The sequence below is a fragment of the Kribbella sp. NBC_01505 genome (genome assembly GCF_045040285.1).
Taxonomy (GTDB): Bacteria; Actinomycetota; Actinomycetes; order Propionibacteriales; family Kribbellaceae; genus Kribbella.
This window is the reverse complement of sequence record NZ_CP109425.1, coordinates 1,666,404-1,682,296: the sequence shown is the minus strand read 5'-3', so window position 1 is coordinate 1,682,296 and position 15,893 is coordinate 1,666,404. Positions and strand designations below refer to the sequence as shown.

10 protein-coding genes are annotated in these 15,893 nt (G+C 67.3%); 6 read left to right on the top strand and 4 right to left on the bottom strand.

Annotation, left to right across the window (positions count from 1 at the left end; translation table 11 throughout):
• The first annotated feature begins 158 nt into the window (after positions 1-158).
• The 3 genes from OG474_RS07570 to OG474_RS07560 all read left to right on the top strand — a co-directional run bounded on the left by OG474_RS07570 (position 159) and on the right by OG474_RS07560 (position 5,487).
• Positions 159-2,240, top strand: coding sequence for a M4 family metallopeptidase (locus tag OG474_RS07570; RefSeq protein WP_405061496.1), 2,082 nt, complete (start codon positions 159-161; stop codon positions 2,238-2,240).
• Between the two features lie 130 nt (positions 2,241-2,370).
• A complete protein-coding gene (locus tag OG474_RS07565) occupies positions 2,371-3,954 on the top strand; it encodes a M4 family metallopeptidase (RefSeq protein ID WP_405061495.1) in 1,584 nt (527 codons plus the stop codon).
• A 111-nt stretch (positions 3,955-4,065) separates the two neighbouring features.
• Positions 4,066-5,487 carry a M28 family metallopeptidase gene (locus OG474_RS07560; protein ID WP_405061494.1) on the top strand — a complete coding sequence of 474 codons (1,422 nt, stop codon included), beginning with the start codon at positions 4,066-4,068 and terminating at the stop codon, positions 5,485-5,487.
• On the opposite strand, the gene OG474_RS07555 is transcribed toward OG474_RS07560, so the two are convergent.
• The 3 genes from OG474_RS07555 to OG474_RS07545 all read right to left on the bottom strand — a co-directional run bounded on the left by OG474_RS07555 (position 5,484) and on the right by OG474_RS07545 (position 8,542).
• Positions 5,484-5,864, bottom strand: a complete 381-nt coding sequence (locus OG474_RS07555; RefSeq protein WP_405061493.1) for a hypothetical protein — start codon at positions 5,862-5,864, stop codon at positions 5,484-5,486. The genes OG474_RS07560 and OG474_RS07555 overlap by 4 nt on opposite strands.
• Before the next feature lie 812 nt (positions 5,865-6,676).
• Positions 6,677-7,816: a phosphotransferase gene (locus OG474_RS07550; protein WP_405061492.1), complete on the bottom strand. Its 1,140-nt coding sequence runs from the start codon at positions 7,814-7,816 to the stop codon at positions 6,677-6,679.
• Between the two features lie 39 nt (positions 7,817-7,855).
• On the bottom strand, positions 7,856-8,542 hold the full coding sequence (locus OG474_RS07545) for a hemolysin III family protein (protein ID WP_405061491.1): 687 nt from the start codon (positions 8,540-8,542) through the stop codon (positions 7,856-7,858).
• 232 nt (positions 8,543-8,774) lie between these two features.
• On the opposite strand from OG474_RS07545, the gene OG474_RS07540 reads away from it, so the two are divergent.
• The gene (locus OG474_RS07540; RefSeq protein ID WP_405061490.1) at positions 8,775-9,554 is read left to right on the top strand and encodes an isoprenyl transferase; all 780 of its coding nucleotides are present in this window, start codon (positions 8,775-8,777) and stop codon (positions 9,552-9,554) included.
• 141 nt (positions 9,555-9,695) lie between these two features.
• On the top strand, positions 9,696-13,136 hold the full coding sequence (locus OG474_RS07535) for a phosphocholine-specific phospholipase C (protein WP_405061489.1): 3,441 nt from the start codon (positions 9,696-9,698) through the stop codon (positions 13,134-13,136).
• Here OG474_RS07535 and OG474_RS07530 read toward each other — a convergent pair.
• Positions 13,053-14,162, bottom strand: coding sequence for an NYN domain-containing protein (locus OG474_RS07530; RefSeq protein ID WP_405061488.1), 1,110 nt, complete (start codon positions 14,160-14,162; stop codon positions 13,053-13,055). The two genes, OG474_RS07535 and OG474_RS07530, sit on opposite strands and share 84 nt — an antisense overlap.
• A gap of 348 nt (positions 14,163-14,510) precedes the next feature.
• On the opposite strand from OG474_RS07530, the gene OG474_RS07525 reads away from it, so the two are divergent.
• Positions 14,511-15,845, top strand: a complete 1,335-nt coding sequence (locus OG474_RS07525; RefSeq protein WP_405061487.1) for a PhoH family protein — start codon at positions 14,511-14,513, stop codon at positions 15,843-15,845.
• Positions 15,846-15,893: the final 48 nt, after the last annotated feature.

Sequence of the window (15,893 nt, the reverse complement as noted above, 5' to 3'; positions counted from 1 at the left end):
AGACGAGAGTCCTCCCTCAGTCGGATGTAACAGAACTCGCATGTCCTGACACATAGTGTCACAAGTAGGCAGTGGCACTGATGCGCCAGAATCCGGCGTCCCCAACTGAATTTGGTCGTTGCGCCCAAACAGCGACCACACCGTGAGGAGATGTTGTCTTGAAACGACTGACATCAGCAGGGGCGGTGGCCATCGTCGCAGCAGCTGGACTGGCTGCAGGCTTCACCGGCACGCCCGCCGGTGCGGCAGGCCGTACGACACCGCTCCCGGCATCCGGCTTCGATCAGCCGGCCGCCGTACAGGCCGAGAACGCGCTGACCGCGCAGACGGCCGCAGCTCTTGGCCTGGCCAGTGGTGAGCAGCTCCAGGTGCGCGACGTGGTCAAGGACCCCGACGGCACCGAGTTCGTCCGCTACGACCGCACCTTCAACGGCCTCAAGGTCGTCGGCGGTGACCTGATCGTGAAGCGCAACGGCGAGTCCGTCGGGTCGGTGAAGTACAACTACAACGCCAAGGCCGTCGGTGTCGCGACCAAGCCGGCTCTGTCCCAGTCGGCCGCGCTCGCCAAGGGTGCCGAGGCAGCCAAGTTCAAGGCCACCGGCAACAAGGGGACGTTGGTCGTCTTCGTTACTCCGGGAAAGCCTGTGCTCGCCTACGAGGTCGTCACCACCGGCGTCAAGGCCGACCAGACCCCGTCCGTGCTGCACTCGTTCATCGACGCCAAGTCCGGAGCGGTGCTCGCTCAGGACGACGAGATCAAGACCGGCACCGGCAACTCGATGTACGCCGGCCAGGTCTCGATCGGCACCTCGGGCAGCGCGCCCAGCTTCTCGCTGACCGACACCAGCCGCGGCGGCAACTGGACCACGGACCTCAACGGTTCGACCTCCGGTAACGGCACCACGTTCACCGACGCCGACGACACCTGGGGTTCCGGTGCGGCGTCCGACCGCCAGACCGCCGGCGTCGACGCGCACTACGGTTCGCAGCTGACGTGGGACTACTACAAGAACGTCCACGGCCGCAACGGCATCTTCAACAACGGCCAGGGCGCTCGCTCCCGCGTGCACTACGGCAACGCGTACGTGAACGCGTTCTGGGACGGCACCCAGATGACGTACGGCGACGGCCAGGGCAACACCAAGCCGCTGACCGCCATCGACGTGGCCGGCCACGAGATGAGCCACGGTGTCACCGAGGCCACCGCGAACCTGAACTACTCCGGTGACGCGGGCGGCCTGAACGAGTCGACCTCGGACATCTTCGGCACGCTGGTCGAGTTCAACGCGAACAACTCCACCGATGTCGGCGACTACCTCATCGGCGAGAAGATCAACATCAACGGCAACGGTACGCCGCTGCGCTACATGGACAAGCCGAACAAGGACGGTCGTTCCTACGACTGCTGGAGCGGCTCGGTCGGCGGCGCTGACCCGCACTACTCCTCCGGCCCGCTGAACCACTGGTTCTACCTGGCCTCCGAGGGCACCGGCACCAAGACCATCAACGGTGTCACCTACACCAGCACCGCGTGTGACGGCGCCACCTTCGCCGGTGTCGGCCGCGACATCGTCGGCAAGGTCTGGTACCGCACGCTGAGCACCAAGCTCAGCTCGGGCAGCACCTACCTCGACGCCCGGGAAGGCGCCATCACCTCCGCCAAGGAGCTGTACGGCAACGACTCGGTCGAGTGCAAGGGCATCCAGGCCGCGTTCAGCGGTATCTCGGTCCCGGCCGGTTCCGCCGCCTGTGGCGGTACCACCGAGCCGCCGACCGGCGACAACCTGCTGAAGAACCCGGGCTTCGAGTCCGGTGCGGTCAACTGGACCGGTACGTCGGGTGTCGTCACCAACAGCACCTCTAAGCCGGCTCGCACCGGTAGCTACAAGGCGTGGCTGCAGGGCAACGGCAACACCAGCACCGAGAACACCGGCCAGTCGATCGCCATCCCGGCAACCGCCACCGCCGCTTCGCTCTCGTTCTGGCTGCGCATCGACACCGCGGAGACCACCTCTTCGACGGTGTACGACACGCTCAAGGTGCAGATCGTCGACGGCAGCACGACCACCACGCTGGCGACGTACTCGAACCTGAACAAGAACACGACGTACACCCAGAAGACGTTCAACGTCTCGGCGTACAAGGGCAAGACCGTCACGGTGAAGTTCGTCGGCGCGGAGGACTCCTCCCTGCAGACCAGCTTCGTCGTCGACGACACCTCCCTGGTCGCGGGTAGCTGAACTTAGCTACCTGGCGGGTCCGGCGGCCCTGAAAGGTCGCCGGACCCACCCTCCCCTGTGTCAAGGACGCGCAATTCCACCGCCCTGGTCGCTGCGCCCATTCAGCGACCACAATGTGAGGAGAGCTGTCTTGAAACGAGCAACTTCTGTCGGCGCCATCGCCGTCATCGCCGCGGCCGCCATGGTCGCCGCACCGGCCGGCGCGAATCTGGCCTCTGCCCCGCTGCCCGCGTCCGGCTTCAACCAGCCGGCCGCTGTCCAGGCCGAGCAGGCGCTCGCTGCGAACACCGCGGCCGCGCTCGGGCTGGGCAAGGGCGAGGTCCTGAAGGTCAAGGACGTCGTGAAGGATGCCGACGGCACCGAGTTCGTCCGCTACGACCGGACGTTCAACGGCCTGAAGGTTGTCGGCGGTGACCTGATCGTCAAGCGCGACAGCGCCGGTACGGTCAGCCAGATCACCTACAACCGCAACGCGAAGGCCGTCGGCCTGACCTCCACCAAGCCGACGCTGTCGCAGGCGGCCGCGCTGGCGAAGGGCGCCAAGACCGCCGGGTTCAAGGCCACCGCGAACAAGGGTGACCTGGTCATCTACGTGGCCGAGAGCAAGCCGGTGCTGGCCTACGAGGTCGTCACCAGCGGTGTGAAGGCCGACCAGACGCCGTCCGTGCTGCACTCGTTCTTCGACGCGAAGACCGGTGCGCTGCTGGACTCCGACGACGAGGTCAAGACCGGTACCGGTAACTCGATGTACGCCGGCCAGGTCTCGATCGGCACCGCTGCCGGCTTCCAGCTGAAGGACAACGCCCGCGGTGGCAACAACACCACCGACCTCAACGGCGGAACGTCCGGCACCGGAACGCTGTTCACGGATGCAGACGATGTCTGGGGCAACGGTCTGGCCTCCAACCGGCAGACCGCCGGTGTCGACGCCCACTACGGTGGCCAGCTGACGTGGGACTACTACAAGAACGTCCACGGCCGTAACGGCATCTTCAACAACGGAACCGGTGCTCGCTCGCGCGTCCACTACGGCAACGCGTACGTGAACGCGTTCTGGGACGGCTCGCAGATGACGTACGGCGACGGCCAGGGCAACACCAAGCCGCTGACCGCCATCGACGTCGCGGGTCACGAGATGAGCCACGGTGTCACCCAGGCCACGGCCGGGCTGGCGTACTCCGGCGACGCGGGCGGCCTGAACGAGGCCACCTCGGACATCTTCGGGACCATGGTCGAGTTCTACGCGAACAACGCCACCGACAAGGGTGACTACCTGATCGGCGAGAAGATCAACATCAACGGCAACGGCACGCCGCTGCGCTACATGGACAAGCCGTCGAAGGACGGACGCGGCAGCCAGGACTGCTGGACCACCGGCACCAAGAACCTGGACCCGCACTACTCGTCGGGCCCGCTGAACCACTGGTTCTACCTGGCCTCCGAGGGCACCGGCACCAAGACCATCAACGGTGTCAGCTACACCAGCACCTCCTGCAACGGTACGACGTTCGTCGGTGCGGGTCGTGACGTGGCTGCCAAGGTCTGGTACCGGACGCTGACCACCAAGCTCAGCTCGAACTCCAACTACGCGGCGGCCCGTAACGGTGCCATCACCTCCGCCAAGGAGCTGTACGGCGCGGGCTCGGCCCAGTGCCTCGCGGTGCAGCGCGCCTTCGCCGGCATCAACGCGCCGGCCGGTACCGCTGCTTGCTAGTAGCAACCAGTCCTGCGTTTAACTGATTCAGGCTGACACTCGAGGTCCGGGGGCGGGCCATGCCCGTGGCTCGCCCCCGGACCTTCTCTTGTAAGCAAGGAGAAAGTCCCCATGCGTAGATCCTTGTCTGCAGCAGCTCTCGGCGTCGCACTCGCCGCCGGAGCTCTTGTCGTCCCGTCCGCCACCGCCTCCGTGACAGTCGACTCGCCGGACATCTCGGTGACCAACACCAAGGCGCACCTGGACCAGTTCCAGACCATCGCCAACAACAACGGCGGCAACCGGTACACCGGTCGCACCGGCTACAAGGCCTCCGCCGACTGGGTGAAGGCCAAGCTCGACGCCGCCGGTTTCACCACCACCTTGCAGCAGTTCTCCACCTCGGCCGGTACGTCGTACAACGTGATCGCCGAATGGCCGTTCGGCGACGCCAACCACGTCGTGATGACCGGTTCGCACCTGGACAGCGTCAGCGCCGGTCCGGGCATCAACGACAACGGCTCGGGCAGTGCGGGTGTCCTGGAGACCGCGCTCACCTATGCCGCCAGCGGCCAGACTCCCAAGAACCGTCTGCGCTTCGGTTTTTGGGGTGCCGAGGAGCTCGGGCTTCTCGGGTCCAAGTACTACGTGAACAACCTCCCGGCCGCCGAGCGGGACAAGATCGAGCTGTACATGAACTTCGACATGATCGCGTCGCCCAACCCGGGCTACTTCATCTACGACGACAACGCGGCCGGCAACGGCGCGCGGGACGACCTGAAGGCGTACTTCACCAGCAAGAACGTGCAGACGGAGTACATCGACGTCCAGGGCCGGTCCGACCACGCGGCCTTCCGGTCGCTCGGCCTCCCGACCGCCGGCACCTTCTCCGGCGCCGAGGAGATCAAGTCGTCGGCCCAGGCCACCAAGTGGGGCGGCTCGGCGAATGTTGCCTTCGACAAGTGCTACCACCGCGCCTGTGACACCAACACGAACCTGGACCTGACGTCGCTCGACCGGCAGATCGATGCCATCGGCCACATGGTCTGGAACTACGCGCAGAAGGACTACGGCAGCGGACCGCCTCCGGGTGGGTCGAACCTGCTCGCCAACCCGGGCTTCGAGTCCGGTGCGGTGAACTGGACCGGTACGTCGGGGGTTGTCACCAACAGCACCTCGAAGCCGGCCCGGACCGGTAGCTGGAAGGCGTGGTTGCAGGGCAACGGCAACACCAGCACCGAGAACACCGGCCAGTCGGTGGCGATCCCGGCCGCGGCGACAGCGGCGACGCTGTCGTTCTGGATCCGGATCGACACCGCCGAGACCACCACGTCGACCGTGTACGACACGGTGAAGGTTCAGGTCGTCGACGGTGGCACGACCACCACGCTGGCGACGTACTCGAACCTGAACAAGAACACGACGTACACGGAGAAGACCTTCAACCTCCTTGCCTACAAGGGGAAGACGGTCACTGTGAAGTTCCTCGGCGCCGAGGACTCGTCACTGCAGACGAGCTTCGTGGTCGACGACGCCGCGGTCACCGTCCCCTAGAGCGGCTTGCAGAGATCCCCTGGCGGGGTCTTGGCCTCGGTGAGCAGCTTGCCCACCGGGGCCACCAGGGGCTTGAGCTTCGGGTCCTCGAGCCGGGCGACCTTGCCGTTGGCGGTCACCGCGATGATCATGTCGTCGGGGTGCCGCACGGACGGCTTGACCATCGTCAGGCTTGCCCAGTCGACCTGCTGCGCCGCTGCGGCCAGTGGCGTCAGCAGCGTCGGGTCGAGCTTGCACCGCACGGTTTCCTTGCCACGGGAACTCACCGTGGCAACACCGTCGGCCGCGACGAGGATCTGGTCGTCGAACCCGGCGAAACCGCCGGTCCGGCTCACCGTCATCGGCAAACCGACCCCGACCGGCGTCGACTCGGTCACCGTCGGCACGCTGGGTGTAGGTGTTGCCGATGGCTGACCACCGGCACTGGACTCGTCACCGCACCCGCTCAGAACCAGTCCAGCGAGGGCGGCGAGCGCTGTGTATCTCCCTAGGTTCTTCACACAACAGGGATACCCGATCGCACCCGATTCGTTGCAGCCGAGACAGGACTGAGATCAAATCCCACCTGTACCGCCGGCTGTGCTGCAGGAGGTTGGGCCCATCCGTGCGGCTCCGCTGTGGTGCGGGTGGCGTCGCCCGCCCGGCGTCGTGGGATGGCTCGCCGCGGGTGGCTGGCCTGCGGAATTTCGGGGGATATCCGTTCAGGGTGACCCTTCTCTGCCCGAATTTTGAGGGGAGAAGGGGCAACTTGCAGGGAGATCCCCTCGTTTTCTGCACCGCAACCGAAGCGCGGAAGCTCAGGTGGCGGGCACCCGGGGTGTCGACCTCGCCATCACCTCAGCCACGGGATTGGCCAGCCACCTGCCTGTTGGCGCCGGTTGTGGCGGCGGGCAACCGCTGCGTGCGCTGCCGGCCGCATCCGAGCGCTGCGGTTGCGTGGGTTTGCGGAGACGTACTGCCTCTGGGTGGCAGTAAGTCACCGCAAAGCTCGCGGTTGGACGGTTTTGGGCCGGAATGTCCGAATGCCGAGCCTCTTCAGTCCGGTCGCTGGACTGTCGGCGTACTTGCCCGCCGAGCACGTCCACCGGCAGGTCATGCGTCACTCGCCCGAGCCCGTCCCCGGGGCAGGCCACGGCACGCCCGCCCGGAGCCGCACCACACTGCCCCGAACTGCGTTCACGGGTGGGGCTTATACGACGGGGGAGACCAGGTCTACGAGGGCGCGGGTCAGCTGTACGCGCTGCTCGAAGAGTGCCGCTGTGATGGGGTCGGTCGGTTTGGTGATCTCCTCCAGCGGTAGCGCGGTGAACGTCGCTCTGGCGCACAGGGAGCCCAGGTAGCCGTAGAGCACCTGCTCCTCGGTCACCTGCATGCCCTCTTCGGCCAGGCCGCTCAGGAACGCCTTCAGGATCACCTTGTGGACCGCGGGCAGTGCGTCCGGCGAGAGCTCACCAGCGTGCGCCAGGCCGACTAACAGTTGCCCCAGGTCGAAGCCGACCGCTTGCGGGCAGTCAAAGCCCCAGTCGATCACCACGAACTCATCCGGCGACCCCTGCGGCACCAGGAGGTTCTGCGGACTCGCATCCCCATGCTGGTAGCACTGCGGCAACGCGTCGAGTGCATCGAGCACTGCAGGCAGCCGCGCGCTCAGTGCCAGCAGATCGTCCCGCAGTTTGTGATCGCCCAGGTTGCTGACCGCCTCCGCGAGCAGCGGGTGTTTCCAGGTCTCAGGATTGGCAAGAGCCGGTACGGCGCTCATCAGCACCCGTCCACCGGTGTAGTACCGCAGTGCGATGCCCGGCGTGGTCACCGTGCCGCGGGGGAGTAGCGGTTCGACCAGATGCGGCTGCCGGCGCGCTGACAGTCGACCGAGCAGGTACGCCGCTCGCTCGAACCGGCTGATCGGCCACGGGCCTGGCTCCGGGATGACGTTCTCCATCCACAGGGTGCCGCGGTCGTCGTCGTACAGGTCGACGCGGTAGAGCTTGGGAAGACGCATACCGTCCGGGAGCAACTTCGCCATGCCACTGCGGTGGACCGCGATCTCCAGCTCCCAGGGCAGGTTCTGGATGAACTCCTCCCGGAATCCGTCCGGCACCATCGCGATGTGCGCCCAGTGCCGTGCGGACTGCAGCTGCTTCACGAAACACGACCAGGCCACACCATCCGCCGTACCGAAGACGCGGTAGAGCCCCTCGGTGCTCGGTGTGCCGATCGGGTAGTCCACGACCTCGACCCGCACGGCATCGATGCGTGCGTTGGGTACTCCGGCGACGGTCCGGCCCAGTTCGGTCAGTTCGTCGGCGGTCAGTGCGTCCAGAATGCTCATGACTCAGAGTCGCGCCGGACCCTTCAGCCAGCCTTCAGATCAACGCGCTGTGTACGTCACGATGCTGACGGCGATGTAGTGGCAGGCGAACGCGGCCACCGTCAGGGCGTGGAAGATCTCGTGGAAGCCGAACCAGCGGGGCGACGGATTCGGGCGCTTGGTGCCGTAGATGACCGCGCCGACCGAGTAGAGCAGGCCGCCGACGGCGATCAGCGTGACCACTGCCGCGCCGCCCTGGTGGTAGATGTCGCCCATCCAGAACACCGCGACCCAGCCCATGGCCAGGTAGATCGGTGTGTAGAGCCAGCGGGGTGCGCCGACCCAGAAGACCCGGAACAGGATGCCCAGCGTCGCGCCGCCCCAGACCAGGCTGAGCATCAGGACGCGGTCCTTGCCGCTCAGCAGCAGCATGCCGAGCGGGGTGTAGGTGCCGGCGATCAGCAGGAAGATGTTGCTGTGGTCCAGCCGGCGCAGGATGGCCTCGCCGGTCGCACCCCAGTAGAAGCGGTGGTAGAGCGCGGAGATGCCGAACAGCAGCATCGCGCCGACCGTGTAGACCGCGGCGGCCCAGCGCGCGTTCGCGTGCGGCGCGAGGCAGATCAGCACGATGCCGCCAGCGGTCGCCAGCGGGAAGGTGCCGGCGTGCAGCCAGCCGCGCAGCTTCGGTTTGAGCCGGTCGGACAGACCGTGGCCGACTTCCTGGGGCTGGGCGCTGGAAGCGGTCATCGCCGTCCTTTCGTGATGCTGGGCGGTGGGTCGTAGAGCCTACCTACTCAACCGTAACCTACGGAACCGTAGGTTCAACCCTCCTGAAGGATGAAATGTAGGCGAAGTCACCACCACCATGCACCTTCTCCCGCGTCTACGATGCCGCGGACAAGTGAAAAGTTCGGAGTCCCTTTCCCAGCCTGATCTGGGCTAGCCTCATTGCTGAGGACTTGGAGGCGAAGACCTGCTCATGCAGACACCGGGCAAGCAGAAACTGCGCGACGCGCTCATGATGATCTATGAACGCCGCGTGCAGCGTTCGCTGCCGCCGGAACGGATTCCGCGGCACATCGGCGTCATCATCGACGGCAACCGGCGGTGGGCCCGCTCGGCCGGCAACCCGGTGTCGCACGGCCACGAGGCCGGGGCGAACAAGATCACCGAGTTCCTGCACTGGTGCGACGACGTCGGCGTCAAGGTCGTCACGGTCTGGATGCTGTCCACGGACAACCTGACCCGGCCGGCCGACGAGCTCGAGCCGCTGCTGCGGATCATCGAGCAGGCGGTCGACGAGCTGACCGCGATCGGCCGCTGGCGGATCCACCCGGTCGGCGCGCTGGATCTGCTGCCGAGTGCGACCGCCGAGACGCTCAAACGCGCCGAGACCGCCACCCAGGACGTCGACGGCATGCTCGTCAATGTCGCAGTCGGGTACGGCGGCCGCCGCGAGCTGGCCGACGCCGTCCGCTCGTTGTTGCTCGAGGAGGCCGCGCAGGGCATCTCGATCGAGGAGCTGGCCGAGCGGGTCGACGTCGAGCACATCGCCAGGCACCTCTACACGAAGGGCCAGCCGGATCCGGATCTGGTCATCCGCACGTCGGGCGAGCAGCGCCTGGGCGGCTTCCTGCTCTGGCAGAGCGCGCTGAGCGAGTTCTACTTCTGTGAAGCCCTCTGGCCGGACTTCCGGCACGTCGACTTCCTGCGTGCGGTCCGAAGTTATGCCCAGCGAGAGCGTCGCTTCGGCACCTGACACGCATCTCTCCGCCAATTTGGTCCGGACCAATTAATCTGTTGTCCGGACCAATTTCGCGCGCCTGAACGTCTGCCGTTCACGTGGTTTTCGCCTGCGCTGCGCAACATCCGGTCCATCGCCTGAGATCGGAGCCCCCGGATGACCACCGTTTCCCGCCGTACGGTGCTCGGCAGCGCTGTCGGAGCGGCAGTTCTGGCCACCCTTCCCCCGAGCCTGCAGGAGGCGCTGGCCGCACCGGCCCGGCCCGGCCGGCTCGAGGACATCGAGCACGTGGTGATCTTCATGCAGGAGAACCGCTCGTTCGACCACTACTTCGGGACCGCCGCGGGTGTCCGCGGTTTCGGTGACCGCGCCGCCGTCCGCGGCGTCAACGGCCTGCCGGTCGGCTTCCAGCCGGACCCGTCCCGCCCGGAGGGCTGGCTCGCGCCGTTCAGCATGAACGCCGCCCACACCAACGCCTACCGCCAGGGCGCGGCCGACTTCGGCTACACCACGTCGATGGGCGCCCGGGCCGAAGGCATCGCCGATGGCTACGTGACGCGCCGCAGCGGCGGCTGGATGGGTCAGGGCTTCTACGAGCCGGCCGACATGCCGTTCTACGACGCGCTGACCTCGACCTTCACCGTCTGCGACGCCTACCACTGCTCGATCGAGACCAGCACCAACCCGAACCGCGAGCACTTCATGACCGGCACCAGTGGTGGCACGGTCCGCGACCTGCCGGTCATCGACAACACCGAGATCACCGGCGGGTACGAGTGGACGACGTACGCCGAGCGTCTGGAAGCGGCCGGGATCACCTGGAAGACGTACCAGGCGCTGGACAACTTCGACGACAACGCACTGGCCTGGTTCACGCCGTTCGTGAACGCGAAGCCGGGCTCGTCACTGTACGAGCGCGGGATGCGAATGGTCGGCGACGGCAGTCAGCAGGGCGACCCGTTCGCTATGGGCGCTGCACTGGTCAAGGAGTTCGCTGCGGACGTTCAGGCCGACAAGCTGCCGCAGGTCTCTTGGCTGGTCGCTCCGGCTGCGCTGTCCGAGCACGCCGCCTACACACCGCCGAACGGTGAGCACCTGACCGCCCAGCTGCTGAGCGCACTGGCGGACAACCCGGCGGTCTGGGCGAAGACGGCGTTCATCCTGAACTACGACGAGCACGGCGGCTTCTTCGACCATGACCTCCCGCCGGTGCCGCCACTGGCCAACGGGCGCGGCAAGAGCACGGTCAGCACCGACGGCGAGCTGGTCGTCCAGGTCCGGAGCACGGGCGGTACGGCGTACCGGCTGGTGAATCAGCGTGGTCAGTACCGGGTGCAGGGCGCGTGGTCCGACACGCTGCCTGCTGGTGAGACCCGCGTGGCTGGTCCGACGCCGCTGGGTCTCGGGATCCGGGTACCGATGCTGGTGGTGTCGCCCTGGAGTCGCGGTGGCGCGGTCGACTCGACCGTCTACGACCACACCTCGGTCATCCAGTTCCTGGAGCGCCGGTTCGGAGTCCACGAGCCCAACATCAGTCCGTGGCGCCGGGCGATCACTGGCGACCTGGTGTCGGCGTTCGACTTCTCCGGCGAGGACCCGGCGTGGCCTGAGCTTCCGGACACCAGTGGGAACCGCAAGAAGAGCGATGACGCCGCTGGTCGGCCCGCGCCGACTGTGCCGAGCCCGCAGGTGCTTCCGCGGCAGAAGCGCGGTACCAAGACGCTGCGGCCGTTGCCGTACGCACTCAACCTCAGTAGCCGGATCCGTCGCGGCACTGTCGAGCTCGGGTTCAGCAACGACGGCACTCAGGCCGCAGTGCTCTCCGTCTACCCGGAGCCCGGTGTCGCGCCGCGCAACTACACCGTGGGTGCACGTGGTCGGCTGACCGACCAGTGGTCGTTCGGAGCGAGTGGTTTCGACCTGCGGGTGCATGGTCCCGCTGGAGCGCTCTGGCACCTGCGTGGTCGCGACGGCGACCTCAACGCTGAGGTGCTGGCCGCCCGGAGCGGAGTACTGCTGGTCAAGGTCGTCAACGGCACCCGGCGCTCACAGACCTTCCAGGTCGGCGATTTGGCTTATGGGCAAGGCATTCGCGAGGTGCGCGTGCCTGGCGGCCAGTTCCGCGAGGTGCTCGTGCGCATTGGCTCACACGGCTGGTACGACATCGCTGTCACCGCTGAAGGTGATCCGTACTTCCTGCGCCGCCGTGCGGGCCGACTGCCGTCGCTGCGCGCTGGAAAGACCGACCCTGCGCTCGGCCTGCCCGATCCGGTCTTCACCTGGATCACTCTGCCGGCTCCGGTCACGGGCGACCGGCTGAGCATCGTGCCGGGCCGCCCGACGCTGCTCACCGCCCACCTGGTCGCCGACGCGAAGGTGACCGGCCTGCACGCCATCCTCGACGTACCGACTGGCTGGAACGCGCAGGTGGCCGATGCGGCGCCTGCCACGCTGGCTGCCGGTCAGAAGGCCACTGCGACCTGGCTGGTGACCGCACCAGCCGGTACGACGGACAAGGAGCTGCGGCGGGTCCGCGTTCTGCTCCAAGGGCGCTCTGGTGATCGGTTGGCCGTCGCTGAGGCAGCTGCGATCCCACGGGTCGCACCGGTGCTGACGGCTGCGGTGGAGGTCGCCAAGGCGTCGACCACGATCGACGACCCGATCATCCTGCCGGGCAAGGCAACTGTGGTGACCGCCAAGCTGGCGGTGGCCGACGACCTCACCGCAGTGTCGGCCGAGCTGGTCGTACCGACCGGCTGGTCGGCCAAGCTGGTCGCGGCGGCGCCAGCGTCGGTCACGGCCGGACAGGTCGCGACCGCGTCCTGGGAGGTGACCACACCGGCCGGGCTGACGAACGACGACCCGCGGACGCTGAAGGCCGTCGTACGGGCGCAGGCGCATGGGCGTCAGCTCAGCGTCGAAGGGTCTGTCACGCCACTGGTCGCTCCGCTGATGACCGGGCACCTGCTGGACGAGGACTTCGAGTCGCTGGCCGACAAGCTGCAGCCGGCCGCGCAGCGCCCCGCACCGGCTGGTCTGCTCGGGTGGACGCCGACTCCGCCGACCGGGTGGTCGGTGGTGAACGCTCCGGCCATGCCGCAGGGGCCTAAGGACCTGCAGGGCTGGACGTTCATGACCAAGCGGATGCACAGCACCGGTGGTCAGGACCGCGACCTGTTCAAGCTGGGGCTCGGTGTGCTTGCGGTGGCGGACCCTGACGACTGGGACGACCTGGACGGCGCCTCCGGCCGTGGTGCGTTCGACTCCACGTTGGTGTCGCCTGCTGTGACGCTGCCCGCGGGTACGGCGAAGTTGTACCTGGTCTTCGACTCGCACTACCGCCAGGAGGCGCCGCAGAAGGTCGCGGTCACCGCCACCTTCGACACCGGCGCTCCGGTCGAGCTACTCCGCTACAGCAGCGACGCGACCGGCAATGACAACGCGGGTGGCGATGTGGAGAACAAGGAGATCCGGAAGGAGCTCGCCGTACCGGCTGGCGCCACCACGGTGACACTACGATTCCGGATCTACGACGCGCGGAACAACTGGTACTGGGCGGTCGACAACATCCGGCTGGACGGCCAACCGATCCGTTGAGCGGCCGCACCGGCGACACGTCGTACGGCGTCTGAGGTAGTAGGCGTACGTCGCTGTGCCGAGTGCGAGACCCCAGGCGATCCAGAGGATGCCAGGGGCGTTGAGCGCCCAGTTGTCGCCGTCCAGCGGCAGTTGGGCGTTCATCAGCCCGGCCGGGATCAGACAGACCGCCACCACGGCGGCCGGGATGATGGCCAGCCGTGGCGGAATCCGGCGGCCGGCCTTGAACCAGATCCAGCGCGGATAGACCTCACCCCAGCGGTGCACCAGACCGTGCGTGAGGACACTGCCACCAATCCCCATCACGGCCAGCCCGAGACCCAGCTCCAGCATGCCCGGGGTGTCGGTCATCATCTGGTGGAAGTCGGTGCTGATGCCGACCGGCCAGCCGAAGTACCAGGCGATCCGGGTGGCCTCGTACGGGAGGTTCGCGACGACTGCCACGGTGACGGCGATCCGTCCCCAGCGCAGCGCGGACTCCGGTGTGGTCCAGGCAGGCGCCGGACCGTCGCCGCGACCGCAGGAAACGCACGCGTCCCGGCTGCGGCGGTGGTAGGCGATCGCGGTCGCCGCCCAGAGCACCCCGCCGATGAACACGATGAGCAGGTTCACTCGGTGCCAGTACAGGATGTCGCCGACTCCGCCCTGTGCACCCGGGACACCGGTGAACGCGAAGACCACCAGGGCGGGGGAGAACGCGACCACTGCGATCAGCGTGTAGTCGGGGATCACCAGAGCGAGACCCACCGCGAGCACCGCGGCGATTGTCTGCAGCAACCACCCGCGCGGCCGGCTTCTGGTCATCACCACGGCCAGTGCGGCGCCGCCGAATCCCAGGGTGGCCATGGCTGGCCCGACAACGGCCACTGGAGCGCCTTCCAGTACCGAGGCGGTCGACCGGTCGTCCTCGACCGTTGCGAACGGGTAGTGGGCGCCTCCTAATGACCAGTAGAGGCCTGCAACGCCGTATACAAAGGACCACAGGGCTGTCGCGCAGCCCGCCGGTACCGGCCAGTTCTTCCGCATGACACGAGCCTCGGCCGCGGCCCGGCGTACCGGATCACCCCGTCGGGTGAACCGCCTCCCCCGGGTGGGGGGAAGGTGTAACACCCTGTTAACCCCGGGGACGGGCGTGTCGGGCTGCGGGGTTTGCGGGACCCTCCTACTCTGACATTGACGGTCGGAGGGGAAGCCGGCTGTTACGGGAGGTGCGATCAGCTTGAGAATCGTTCGCCAGCCGGATGCCCCTTGCAGGGGTAGAACGGAGTACCCGAGACGCTCTGTCTCGATCCGGCTGATCCCCGACTCCCGGTCCAACACCTAACACTGGTGGGCCGGGCGTGGTGCACGCCGCGGCCCGAGAGGACGTGCGACATGGCTGCCACCCACGCCAAGGCGTCAAGTACCTCATCCACACCGGACCAGCGCACTTTTGTGCTGGACACCTCGGTGCTTCTGTCGGACCCGCATGCGCTGCTGCGGTTCGACGAGCACGAGGTGGTCGTCCCGGTGGTCGTCGTCACCGAATTGGAGGCCAAACGGCATCATCCTGAACTCGGCTACTTCGCTCGCACCGCACTACGCCTGCTCGACGAGCTCAGGATTCAGCACGGACGTCTCGACGCACCCCTGCCAGTGGGGGAGAACGGTGGAAGCCTGCGGGTCGAACTGAACCACACCGACCCAGAGAGCCTGCCGGCCGGTTTCCGGCTCGGCGACAACGACAGCCGGATCCTGGCCGTGGCCTGTAACTTCAAGGCCGAGGGCCGCGACGTCACGCTGGTCTCCAAGGACCTGCCGATGCGGGTGAAGGCCTCGGCCTGCGGCCTGGTGGCCGAGGAGTACCGGGCCGAGATCACCTTCGAGTCCGGCTGGACCGGGATGGCCGAGCTCGAGGTCGAGACCGCGGTGGTCGACGACCTCTACGAGGAAGGCGTGCTGGAGCTTCAGCAGGCCGGCGAGTTCCCGACCCACACCGGGCTGGTGCTGCTGTCCGACCGGGGCAGTGCGCTCGGCCGGGTGATGCCGGACAAGCGGGTCCGGCTGGTCCGCGGCGACCGCGAGGCCTTCGGGATCCGCGGCCGGTCGGCCGAGCAGCGGGTCGCGCTCGACCTCCTGCTCGACCCGGACGTCGGGATCGTCTCGCTCGGCGGCCGAGCCGGTACGGGGAAGTCGGCGCTCGCGCTGTGCGCCGGCCTGGAGGCGGTGATGGAACGCCGCCAGCACAAGAAGGTGGTCGTGTTCCGGCCGCTCTTCGCGGTCGGCGGCCAGGAGCTCGGCTATCTGCCGGGCAGCGAGTCGGAGAAGATGGCGCCCTGGGCGCAGGCGGTCTTCGACACGCTGGGCGCGCTGGCCGGTGGCGACGTGATCGAAGAGGTGATGGATCGCGGCATGCTCGAGGTGCTGCCGCTGACCCACATCCGCGGCCGGTCGCTGCACGACGCGTTCGTGATCGTCGACGAGGCGCAGTCGCTGGAGCGCAACGTGCTCCTGACCGTGCTGTCCCGCGTCGGCGCGAACTCGCGGGTCGTGCTGACCCACGACGTGGCCCAGCGTGACAACCTCCGGGTCGGCCGGCACGACGGCGTGGTGGCGGTGGTCGAGCAACTCAAGGGCCACCCGCTCTTCGCGCACGTCACGCTGACCAGGTCGGAGCGTTCGCCGATCGCTGCGCTGGTCACCGAGATGCTCGACGACCTGCAGATCTGACTGACGCGTAAGGAGTAATGATGAGCTTTGCTCATCACTGTCTGTAAA

Bases quoted from the DNA above. Each gene is read 5' to 3' on its own strand.
- OG474_RS07560 (WP_405061494.1), top strand. From the start codon at position 4,066: ATGCGTAGATCCTTGTCTGCAGCAGCTCTCGGCGTCGCACTCGCCGCC.
- OG474_RS07550 (WP_405061492.1), bottom strand. From the start codon at position 7,816: ATGAGCATTCTGGACGCACTGACCGCCGACGAACTGACCGAACTGGGC.
- OG474_RS07545 (WP_405061491.1), bottom strand. From the start codon at position 8,542: ATGACCGCTTCCAGCGCCCAGCCCCAGGAAGTCGGCCACGGTCTGTCC.
- OG474_RS07540 (WP_405061490.1), top strand. From the start codon at position 8,775: ATGCAGACACCGGGCAAGCAGAAACTGCGCGACGCGCTCATGATGATC.
- OG474_RS07535 (WP_405061489.1), top strand. From the start codon at position 9,696: ATGACCACCGTTTCCCGCCGTACGGTGCTCGGCAGCGCTGTCGGAGCG.
- OG474_RS07530 (WP_405061488.1), bottom strand. From the start codon at position 14,162: ATGCGGAAGAACTGGCCGGTACCGGCGGGCTGCGCGACAGCCCTGTGG.
- OG474_RS07525 (WP_405061487.1), top strand. From the start codon at position 14,511: ATGGCTGCCACCCACGCCAAGGCGTCAAGTACCTCATCCACACCGGAC.